Genomic DNA, 9,972 nt, shown 5'->3' with positions numbered 1-9,972 from the left:
TTATATAGTTAAGATAATTATCCAAGAAAATTTTGGATAATAGAAAAATATTTTATGAAATGGAAAAATTATAATTATATAATTTTTATTAAAAATTTGTTGGGAATCTTTGAATAAAATTAAGAACATAGGTTCGCTGGGGGATGGTGCATGTGGAAAAATCAAATACTACTATTATAAGAAAGGAAAAAATTAAAGACACAGGAATTAAATTAGATTTTTTATTGAGTGTAGATATTGATTTTTATGAACTGTTATTAGAAATCTTGGAAAAAGTAAAAGAAGAGAATTAGTTCTCTTCTTTTAAAAATCTCTTTATATAAGCATTATCAATCATTTTTTCTATAGCTTCTCTATCTTCTTCCTCAAGTGAATATATCTTTTCTAAAAGTTGTTTTGTTTTTTCACTAACTGATAAACTTTCTATTATTAATTTGTCTTCTCTATTTATTTTTGTATTTTCATTTATACCTAATAAATAATCTGTAGATGTCTTCAGTGCTTTTGCTAATCTTACTATTATTTCACTTTTAGGTTCTCGCAGATTATTTTCATAACGTGATAAACTAGCTTCAGTTATACCAACTTTAGTAGCAAGTTCCTTTTGATTTATATCCAACTCTTTTCTTAACTTTGCTATTCTATCTCCTAAACTTTCCATATGTACATCACTCCTTACCGAAATTATAAGTTATTTTACTAAAAAGTAAAATAAAATTACCAAAAATATATAAAAAAAGATAAAAGAGAAGAAAAAAGATTGATAATTACCGTTTGTATATATATAATATAAATTATACAAGTGGTAATTTATGGAGAGGTGATATGTTAAATACAAAAAATCAAAATTAAAAATGATGCTATTAAAAATAAATCAAAAAAGTAATAAAAATATTAAAAATAAATCCTATAATACATTTATTTGAAGGAAATATAAAACTAAGTTTATAAGAAAAGAGATATGCACTTTGTAAAAATATTGAGTTTTGATATAAATGATTTAAGATGCAAATGATTTGAATAAAAATTTTTATTAATACAATTACCAAATGTATAAATCAATATGAGAAGGGTGGTAAGGATAAGTTTTACTAAGTGAAATAGATTATATAATGGTGTTGGAATAATTAACAGATGATTTATCATGGAAATAAAAAAGAGAACTAATTTAGTAAATATTTTAAAATTAAAGAAATTCTCAAAAGAGAAAGATGTTATATAAGTATGTAATGGCAAAAGTTTTAATTATGTCAAAATAGTATATAACAAGGAAATGACTTTAAAATAAATTAAATATATTGGAGAGGTTGAAATGATAATAATTAGAAGCCAGGATAAAACTAATTTAATGAAAGTTAGTAAAATTGAAATAAATGATAATCAAATATATGTAACATTTGAAGATATGTATAATACTAGGAAGATAGGAGATTATGAAAGTAAAGAGAGAGCAATACAAGTATTAGATAAGATACAAAATTTTATTGAGAATGGTACTGAGTATGATTATATAACTGCTAATAAAGTTAGATGTAATGTAAATCGAATATTTCAAATGCCAATTAAGTAAGGCGATTATGTTAGGCTGTTAAGATTTGAAAAGTATTTTAATAATTTTGTTGAAGGTAATTATAATTAAAAGTTATAGATTATTTTAAATATTGTTTTTGCAACAATCAAGTATAAAAGGGAAAATAGGTATTATCAATAATATAAAAAGATTATTTTTAAATATATTATCTTTAAAGAATAAAATACCCCATTCTTAATGTAATAAGAAGGGGGATTTTATTTATACATAAATATTAAAATAAAATGTAAATTTAATGTATATTAAACTATCTAATAAGGAATGATATAAAAATTATACAATAGAAATTCTCCTAAGACAGCTAATATTAAGTACATAATAGTTTCATTTTTAGGAAGATTAATAGCTTTTCTATTTGTATCATCATCAGCTTCAACAGCAATTTCATCTTTAACAGTTTGTTCATATCGATATGAAAAGAGAGTCTTTTTACTTATATAATTAAATAAATTATTTATACATATCCATATGAAATATCCCAAAATAGCACCTAGAGTATTCATCATCAAATCATCAATATCTGTAGCTCTATGATTGAATAATTGACAAATCTCAATTGCTAATGAAAAAACTAATCCAGTCCATAATATACTAATAAAATTTCTATATCTTTCCCAAATCAAAGGAAGTAAAAATCCTAAAGGCATAAACATGATGATGTTTAGAATATAAGTTAAAGCACCACTTGAACTAAATGGAATTAAATTTATTTCATCTAGCCTAATAATTTCATCATATCTACCTATATCCCATATACTTCCAATACCTGCTTTGCTAAGTGCTAAGTAAATATAAAATAAAAAAACATAGACCCATATTAGATGTGTTATTAAACTCCTCTTTTCTTTTAAATTTACTTTTCTTATAACAATTATTTGGTATATTAAACAAGGTAATATTGCACAAAATAACGGATAAAGTGTCCACATAATTGTAATTTATCTCCCTTCAAAATTTATATTTTTAACCTCATAAATACTATCTTTATTGTAATCTTTAAAAATAAATTTTTCTTTAATAAAACCTTAAAAATTTATTAACTTATAAAATAGAATCTTCTACACCTAATATGTAAATGTTTAAAAATTTTATCATATGTATAAATATTATAAATATATGGAAATAATAATAGTATATATTGGTAAAATAGGAGGAATTGTATGAAATGGATTAAATGGTATAGTATTACATGTATATGTATTTTTGCTCTTATAACTTTTTTTATGTTAATATTTCCAAATAAAGTAAGAATGCTTGATGCTTCATATGCATATAGTCTTATTGAAAAAAAAGTGCCAAATGGTGCTAGCTATCAAGGATACAAGAAGAATCAAATTGATGGTACTACTACAATTTATTATAATTATAATAATTCAACTCATGTAGTGAAATTATCACACCCTGAATATAATTCGAGAGAGATTAACTGGGATAAAGTTTCAAATATTATATTTGATTAACTTAAAATAACATTTATTATTTTGAAAATTTATTGTATATAAAAATATGTCATTTTTATAATATAATAAAATGGATATGTTTAAGAAGATTTTAATTCTTTAAAATCTAGAAAGAATCATGGTCATACTACTATAAACTGTATATCTAGTAAAAGGCAAAGTGGTGTTCAGATTAATATCAGTACTTATATACAAGTATATTAAGTTATAATTTGTTTGACATTTATACATGTAGATATGAGAATCTAAACATAAACGATTTTTGTCTATTTAATTAAGGGAGATAAGACAACTATTGTGTCTTGGATTGGAGAAATATATTATGAAAAATGTAGAAGAACTACTTCCAAAAGATAAGTTTAATAACTGTAATATTGAAAAATTAAAATTATTATCTGATGAAGAAATAAAACCTATTTGCCATAGGCTTTTAGAATGGATACGAGATTACAATTGGCCTGTTGCAAAAGATATATTGTCTGTATTGGCATTACATCAAGAAATTATTACTCCACTGATAATAGATATTCCTAAAAACATTCTCTTAATGGAATGTTTTTTTATTTATTAGAAAAAACAATATTTATCAATGGATAAAATAATAAAGCCCTTATTTTTTATAAATAATACTATTTTCCATATTATTTAAAAAATTTTCTAAGTAATATAACAAAACTTTTTTATTTAGCTTAATTGTGCAATTTGTTGATATTTCTTAGATTTTTGTAATTAGTTAATAAAAAAATGTATTATAATAATATTATCGAAACTTGAAAATCTGACAAAGAGATAATATTATAAGAAGTGATGAAGAAGTTATTTGGATGGAATAAAAATAAAGGGTTATTTATTAAAACTTGAAAAAGAAAATAAATAATATCGATATACAATAAATACATATAGAAAGGATGATACTTATTATAAAAAAGAATTTGAAAGGAATTGTTACAGCACTTATCATTGTTATTTTTATACTCGTTTATTATACATTTTTTAGAGATATTACAGCAGAGCAGATACGTCAATATGTGCAATCATATGGAAACTATGCACCTTTTGTATATATATTGATTTTCTCAATTTTACCAATTACTTTTTTTCCAGTTCCAGTCTTAGCATTGGCTGGAGGATTAGCATTTGGATTGTGGAAAGGAACACTTTATACGATAATAGGTGCAGGTATTAATAGTGCAATTATGTTTATGATGGCAAAGGTATTAGCTAAAGATACCATAACTAAGTTTTTAAAAAATAAATTAGCACCATCTTTATGGGAACTTTTTATGGAGGCAGATGAGAAGAGAGGATTTTTTATTATATTTGTATTAAGATTGGTACCAATTACTCCATATAATCTTATAAACTATGGAGCAGGACTTACTAACATAAAGTTTAGTAGTTATATACTTGCAACATTTATTGGTATTTTACCAGGAACATTAGTGTTCTTAAATATAGGAGATAAAGCTATTGATGTTACTAATCCTTCTTTTATAATTTCTATAGTGTTGTTGCTTTTATTAATAATAGCATCTTTAATATTGGCAAAAAAGATTTCTCCAACTAGTATATCCAAGAGAGAATAAGCATTTAATTTATTTGTGTAAGATATTAATATAAAATCGTAATAATTTTATATTAATATCTTTTAATATTTTTTGGATTTTTTGTAATTAATTGATATAAAAATATATTATAATAATATTATGAAAATTTTAAAAATATAAGAAAGAGGTAATACCATGAGAAGTGATATAAAAAAAGGAATAGAAGGAGCTCCAAAGAGAGCATTAATGTATGGAATGGGTCTTACTAGAGAAGAGATTGAAAGACCACTAATAGGTATAGTAAATGCACAAAATGAAGTGATTCCTGGTCATCTTCATCTTGATGAAATAGCAGAAGCAGCAAAAAATGGAGTGAGAATGAGTGGTGGATTACCATTAGAATTTCCAGCTATAGGAGTTTGTGATGGTATAGCTATGGGACATGTTGGAATGAATTATTCACTTGCTTCAAGAGAATTAATAGCCGATTCTATAGAGGCAATGGCGATGGCACATGGTTTTGACGCTTTAGTACTTATACCTAATTGTGATAAAATAGTGCCAGGAATGTTAATGGCTGCTGCAAGACTTAATATACCAAGTGTTGTTGTAAGTGGAGGTCCTATGCTTCCAGGAAAAGCAAATGGAAAAGTATATGACTTTAACTCTGCAATGGAAGGTGTTGGAGCTTGTAAGGATGGAACAATGAGTGAAGAGGAACTAGAAGTGTTGTCAATGAATTCTTGTCCTGGTTGTGGTTCATGTTCTGGGCTTTTTACAGCTAATAGTATGAATTGTTTAACAGAGGCACTAGGTATGGGTATTCCATATAATGGTACTGCTGCTTCACATTCAGGAGAAAGAAAAAGAATAGCAAAATATGCAGGTATGTATGTCATGGAACTTCTTAAGAATGATATAAAGCCTAGAGATATTTTGACAATAGATGCTTTTAAAAATGCAATAACTGTAGATATGGCAATGGCTGGCTCTACAAATACAGTGCTTCATTTACCTGCAATAGCCTATGAAGCAGGAATAGAACTTAATTTAGATTTATTTGATGAAATAAGTGAAAAAACTCCTTGTTTAACAAAATTAAGTCCAAGTGGTAAGCATCATATCGAAGATTTACATATGGCAGGCGGAATACCAGCTATAATGAATGAAATTTCAAAGATAAAAGGAATAAATTTAGATTGTAAAACAGTAACAGGCAAGACTATAGGAGAAAACATAAAAAATTGTGAGATAAAGAACGAAGAAGTAATACATACATTAGAAAATCCGTATAGCAGTCAAGGAGGCCTAGCAATTTTAAGAGGTAATCTTGCTACAAATGGAGCAGTTGTAAAAAAATCAGCAGTAGCAGAGGAAATGTTGGTTCATGAAGGTCCAGCAAGAGTTTTTAATTCAGAAGAAGAAGCTGTTAGTGCTATATTTGGCAAAAAAATAAATAAAGGTGATGTTATAGTTATAAGATATGAAGGTCCAAAAGGAGGGCCAGGAATGAAAGAAATGTTATCTCCTACCTCAGCAGTTGCGGGAATAGGACTTGATAAGCATGTAGCACTTCTTACTGATGGTCGTTTTTCAGGAGCTACCAGAGGGGCATCTATAGGACATATTTCTCCAGAAGCTATGGAAGGTGGTTTAATAGGAATAGTTGAAGAAGGAGATATAATTTCTATAAATATACCAGATAAAAAATTAGAATTAAAAGTAAGTGATGTAGAAATGGAAAAGAGAAAATCAAAATTTAAGCCTTTGGAACCAAAAATAAAGCATGGATATTTAAGTAGATATGCTAAACTGGTTACATCAGCAAATACAGGGGCAGTTTTGAAATAGTAAATATATTATATCTTATAAAAAAGTAAATCTGCATATGTAAGCAAATCTTTATTTTGATATAGCACATAAATTTTATTTTGTAGATAATAAAATATGACTCCTAAAAATAAAAAACATATCATAAATATAAATAGATGAGTATAATCATGTAACTATAAATTAAATTATTAATTTATAGTTTATCATTTTAACTTGTTTATAATTTTTTATATGCAATAAAATTTTTAGGGGGATACATTATGAATAAAAAAATGAAGTTAATTCCATATGAGATAAATGAAAATCTAAGAGGAACAAAGAATAAATTTCCATATGGTATAAAACAAATGAATGCTAAAGGAATGTGGGAAGAGGGATACACTGGTAAAAATGTTGTAGTTGGTATAATAGATACAGGTTGTGATACATCTCATCCTCTATTAAAAGGGAAAGTCATTGGAGGGGTAAATTTCAGTGATGATAGTAATGGAAATAAAAATATATATGAGGATTTTAATGGACATGGAACACATGTAGCAGGTATTATAGCAGCATCTAATTATAATAATGAAGTTATGGGAGTAGCACCAGATTGTAAATTATTAATAGCAAAAGCATTAAATAAAGATGGTATTGGGACGTATCAGAGTATAATTAATGCTATCAACTTTGCTGTAAGTAGCAAGGTGGATATTATATCTATGTCTCTAGGAGGGAATAAAGATGATAAAAATCTAAAAAATGCTGTTTTACAAGCAGTAAAAAATAATATTCCTGTAGTGTGTGCAGCTGGTAATAATGGAGATGGGGATTCTAGTACAAGTGAATATAGTTACCCAGCAAGTTATCCTGAAGTAATAGAAGTAGGTGCAATAAATGAAAACTATTTAGTTGAGAAATTTAGCAATTCAAATAGTACAATAGATTTAGTTGCACCAGGAAGAAATATTTTATCAACTTATATGGATAATAAACTTGCTATTATGAGTGGTACTAGTATGAGTGCACCCTATGTAACGGGTTCAATGGCATTGATTAAAGAGTGGGCAAGAGAAGAATTTGAACGAAATTTTGATGAAGCTGAGTTGTATGCACAGTTAATAAAGTGTACAAGGGCACTTGGTTTGCCTAGAACAGAACAAGGAAATGGTTACCTATATTTAAATCTTTATAAATACAAGGGTAATACTAAAAGATAGTATTTGTTTGCTAATGAAAAATGAAGACTATGTATTTAATAGATAAATGATAAAAATTATTTAATGAGAAATATTATCAATAAATATTGATTTTTAAAACTACTCATGATATTATATATTTAGAAAAAATAAAGAGATTTCAAATAAAGAAATCTTTTATTTTTTAAATATTAGTTAGCTATAGCTAACTAATAAATTAATTAAAAATATCATAGGAGGTAAAAATGAGTAAAATATATATTGTTTATTGGAGTGGAACAGGAAATACTGAAAAAATGGCAAATTTTGTAGCAGAAGGTGTAAAGTCAAAAGGTAAAACACCAGAGGTTTTAGATGTAAGTTTATTGAAACCAAGCGATTTAAAAGGAGAAAATAAATTTGCACTAGGTTGCCCATCTATGGGAGCAGAGCAATTAGAAGAAGGTTATATGGAACCATTTGTATCAGAATTAGAATCAATGGTATCAGGTAAACAAATTGGATTATTTGGTTCATATGGTTGGGGAAATTGTGAATGGATGAGAGATTGGGAAGAACGTATGCAAAATGCTGGTGCTACGATTATAGGTGGTGAAGGAATCACAGCAATGGAAGATCCAGATGGAGAGGCAGAGGCTAATTGTATTGAATTAGGTAAAATGTTGGCTGAATAAATTTGTATGCTATAAAAAGCTAATTTTTAAAAACTAATGATAATATTAGTATACATAAAGCTAAAAAATATTAATAGTATGACATATGTGATGAATATTCTATAAAAGAGAAAATAGTTAATGTTTTGACTTCAAGATATATTCAGTACTGCCGGATAATAATTTTTTATTTGTTATCTGGCAGTATGTTTATTGTACAAGAAATACAATTATTTAATGATGTTTTTCAACTGGTACAACTTCATCATAAAAAGACCATAATTGATTGATAGCAGAAGTGATAAAGGTTGTATCTTGTGCAAAGCAAAGCATATTTGCACCAATATTGACCCATGTTTCAACGCTTGTCTTTTCTATTGTTGGAAAGACAATAAAAGGCATTTTATATTTTTTACATATCTCAGCAGCATGAGTAATCATATTTTTTATTTCTGGTCTATCCATATCTCCAGCAAAGCCAAGATCTAAAGATAGGTCGCCAGGACCTAGTGCTATAATATCAACACCATCAACCTGAACTATATCTTCAAGATTGTCATAGCCTGATTTTTGCTCAATTAACATCATTTTCAATGTTTCTTTATCTGCGTTTTTAATATAGTCTAAATAATTCATACGCCCATAATAAGAAGCACGTTGAGGATTACATCCTCTTATACCTTTTGGTGGGTAGGTACAAACTGATACTGCTTTTTGTGCGTCTTGTACTGTATTAATAAATGGAAATCCTATGATATCTGTTCCCATATCCATTATGGCTCTAACAAGAGCAGGGTCACTATTTCCTAATCTAACTAAAGAAGCAGCACCGCCAGCATGTGCTGCTATCATATGTTGCTGAATGTCTTTACGGTCTAAGGCTCCATGTTCTCCCTCAATCCAGACAAAATCATATCCAGATAGCCCTACTAATTCACTTACAGCTGAATCAGACAGTGAAACTGCAATTCCACAAAGTACTTTTCCTGCATTTAAATTTTCTTTAATCATAGTTGCATATTTTTCCATTTATATCATCCTTTCTTTTACCAGTTGATTTTTACACTTCAAACTATACAACTTCAACCTAACTTGAAGTCAATACTTTTTTATTGACTACTGATTGACTATTATGAAAGGAATTTTTATAATGTTATTATTCATTTAAAATTTTATGGAGGTAAAGAACATGCAATATTCCATGACTGAGGTATCAAAAATAACCGGAATTTCTCCATCAGCAATCCGTTTTTATGAAGAAAAAGGCTTGTTACTTCCTATCAATAGAAAACCAAGTGGTGTTCGTTATTTTTTAGAAGAGGATATAGAACGCCTAGTCTTTATTATAGAACTTAAAAAGGCAGGTTTATCTATAAAGGATATATATGAATGCTTTCATTTCTGTGATATGGGAGATGATACAATAGATAAAAGAATTTGCCTATTTGAACAACATAAACAGAATATTCAAAATAAAATACATGTGTTGGAACATTGTATGGAGCAAATAGATGAAAAAGTAGCCTATCTAAACGAAAAAAAGGCAGTTAAGAAATAATTTTTTGTGCTCTTTTTATAACTTTATTGTCTGTTTATGTATGTAAAGTCTTGATTTTAATGCTTTTCTTACACTATGTATCAAAGTCTAAATTGGTTTTTATTTTGTCTGAGATTTCTCTATGTAATAAAAAAGAAAATTATGATAAGATA

12 protein-coding genes are annotated in these 9,972 nt (G+C 27.0%); 9 read left to right on the top strand and 3 right to left on the bottom strand.

All coding sequences use genetic code 11. The features are described from left to right. The first annotated feature begins 152 nt into the window (after window positions 1-152). On the top strand, window positions 153-293 hold the full coding sequence (locus KGF48_RS11140; RefSeq protein ID WP_227435245.1) for a hypothetical protein: 141 nt from the start codon (window positions 153-155) through the stop codon (window positions 291-293). Here KGF48_RS11140 and KGF48_RS11135 read toward each other — a convergent pair. Then, window positions 290-661, bottom strand: coding sequence for a helix-turn-helix domain-containing protein (locus KGF48_RS11135; protein ID WP_227827964.1), 372 nt, complete (start codon window positions 659-661; stop codon window positions 290-292). The two genes, KGF48_RS11140 and KGF48_RS11135, sit on opposite strands and share 4 nt — an antisense overlap. A gap of 651 nt (window positions 662-1,312) precedes the next feature. Here KGF48_RS11135 and KGF48_RS11130 point away from each other — a divergent pair. Beyond that, the gene (locus tag KGF48_RS11130; protein WP_227827965.1) at window positions 1,313-1,570 is read left to right on the top strand and encodes a hypothetical protein; all 258 of its coding nucleotides are present in this window, start codon (window positions 1,313-1,315) and stop codon (window positions 1,568-1,570) included. Window positions 1,571-1,842: 272 nt separating this feature from the next. On the opposite strand, the gene KGF48_RS11125 is transcribed toward KGF48_RS11130, so the two are convergent. Further along, window positions 1,843-2,520 (bottom strand): VanZ family protein, encoded by a 678-nt coding sequence (locus KGF48_RS11125; protein ID WP_227840958.1) that lies wholly within the window; start codon window positions 2,518-2,520, stop codon window positions 1,843-1,845. 231 nt (window positions 2,521-2,751) lie between these two features. On the opposite strand from KGF48_RS11125, the gene KGF48_RS11120 reads away from it, so the two are divergent. The 6 genes from KGF48_RS11120 to KGF48_RS11095 all read left to right on the top strand — a co-directional run bounded on the left by KGF48_RS11120 (window position 2,752) and on the right by KGF48_RS11095 (window position 8,283). After that, window positions 2,752-3,051 carry a hypothetical protein gene (locus KGF48_RS11120; protein WP_227840959.1) on the top strand — a complete coding sequence of 100 codons (300 nt, stop codon included), beginning with the start codon at window positions 2,752-2,754 and terminating at the stop codon, window positions 3,049-3,051. 322 nt (window positions 3,052-3,373) lie between these two features. Then, window positions 3,374-3,622 carry a DUF5071 domain-containing protein gene (locus KGF48_RS11115; RefSeq protein ID WP_227840960.1) on the top strand — a complete coding sequence of 83 codons (249 nt, stop codon included), beginning with the start codon at window positions 3,374-3,376 and terminating at the stop codon, window positions 3,620-3,622. 337 nt (window positions 3,623-3,959) lie between these two features. After that, complete coding sequence (locus KGF48_RS11110; RefSeq protein ID WP_227868052.1) at window positions 3,960-4,637, top strand: TVP38/TMEM64 family protein; 678 nt, start codon at window positions 3,960-3,962, stop codon at window positions 4,635-4,637. A 156-nt stretch (window positions 4,638-4,793) separates the two neighbouring features. Then, window positions 4,794-6,449 carry a dihydroxy-acid dehydratase gene (gene ilvD / locus KGF48_RS11105; protein WP_227840962.1) on the top strand — a complete coding sequence of 552 codons (1,656 nt, stop codon included), beginning with the start codon at window positions 4,794-4,796 and terminating at the stop codon, window positions 6,447-6,449. A gap of 242 nt (window positions 6,450-6,691) precedes the next feature. Beyond that, window positions 6,692-7,630 carry a S8 family peptidase gene (locus tag KGF48_RS11100; RefSeq protein WP_227868051.1) on the top strand — a complete coding sequence of 313 codons (939 nt, stop codon included), beginning with the start codon at window positions 6,692-6,694 and terminating at the stop codon, window positions 7,628-7,630. A 224-nt stretch (window positions 7,631-7,854) separates the two neighbouring features. Next, window positions 7,855-8,283, top strand: a complete 429-nt coding sequence (locus KGF48_RS11095) for a flavodoxin (RefSeq protein ID WP_227827972.1) — start codon at window positions 7,855-7,857, stop codon at window positions 8,281-8,283. Window positions 8,284-8,496: 213 nt separating this feature from the next. On the opposite strand, the gene KGF48_RS11090 is transcribed toward KGF48_RS11095, so the two are convergent. Next, window positions 8,497-9,291 (bottom strand): HpcH/HpaI aldolase family protein, encoded by a 795-nt coding sequence (locus KGF48_RS11090; protein ID WP_227840964.1) that lies wholly within the window; start codon window positions 9,289-9,291, stop codon window positions 8,497-8,499. Between the two features lie 160 nt (window positions 9,292-9,451). Here KGF48_RS11090 and KGF48_RS11085 point away from each other — a divergent pair, with 160 nt between their 5' ends. Beyond that, window positions 9,452-9,820 carry a MerR family transcriptional regulator gene (locus KGF48_RS11085; protein WP_227827974.1) on the top strand — a complete coding sequence of 123 codons (369 nt, stop codon included), beginning with the start codon at window positions 9,452-9,454 and terminating at the stop codon, window positions 9,818-9,820. Window positions 9,821-9,972: the final 152 nt, after the last annotated feature.

The organism is Clostridioides sp. ZZV15-6388 (genome assembly GCF_020657755.1).
Classification (GTDB): Bacteria; Bacillota; Clostridia; order Peptostreptococcales; family Peptostreptococcaceae; genus Clostridioides.
Note: the sequence above shows the minus strand (reverse complement) of the source record. Positions and strands in the feature narration are given on the sequence as shown.

Excerpts from the sequence above, each read along its gene's own strand:
- KGF48_RS11135 (WP_227827964.1), bottom strand. The coding sequence starts at position 661 with ATGGAAAGTTTAGGAGATAGAATAGCAAAGTTAAGAAAAGAGTTGGAT.
- KGF48_RS11130 (WP_227827965.1), top strand. The coding sequence starts at position 1,313 with ATGATAATAATTAGAAGCCAGGATAAAACTAATTTAATGAAAGTTAGT.
- KGF48_RS11125 (WP_227840958.1), bottom strand. The coding sequence starts at position 2,520 with ATGTGGACACTTTATCCGTTATTTTGTGCAATATTACCTTGTTTAATA.
- KGF48_RS11120 (WP_227840959.1), top strand. The coding sequence starts at position 2,752 with ATGAAATGGATTAAATGGTATAGTATTACATGTATATGTATTTTTGCT.
- KGF48_RS11115 (WP_227840960.1), top strand. The coding sequence starts at position 3,374 with ATGAAAAATGTAGAAGAACTACTTCCAAAAGATAAGTTTAATAACTGT.
- KGF48_RS11110 (WP_227868052.1), top strand. The coding sequence starts at position 3,960 with ATGATACTTATTATAAAAAAGAATTTGAAAGGAATTGTTACAGCACTT.
- ilvD (WP_227840962.1), top strand. The coding sequence starts at position 4,794 with ATGAGAAGTGATATAAAAAAAGGAATAGAAGGAGCTCCAAAGAGAGCA.
- KGF48_RS11100 (WP_227868051.1), top strand. The coding sequence starts at position 6,692 with ATGAATAAAAAAATGAAGTTAATTCCATATGAGATAAATGAAAATCTA.
- KGF48_RS11095 (WP_227827972.1), top strand. The coding sequence starts at position 7,855 with ATGAGTAAAATATATATTGTTTATTGGAGTGGAACAGGAAATACTGAA.
- KGF48_RS11090 (WP_227840964.1), bottom strand. The coding sequence starts at position 9,291 with ATGGAAAAATATGCAACTATGATTAAAGAAAATTTAAATGCAGGAAAA.
- KGF48_RS11085 (WP_227827974.1), top strand. The coding sequence starts at position 9,452 with ATGCAATATTCCATGACTGAGGTATCAAAAATAACCGGAATTTCTCCA.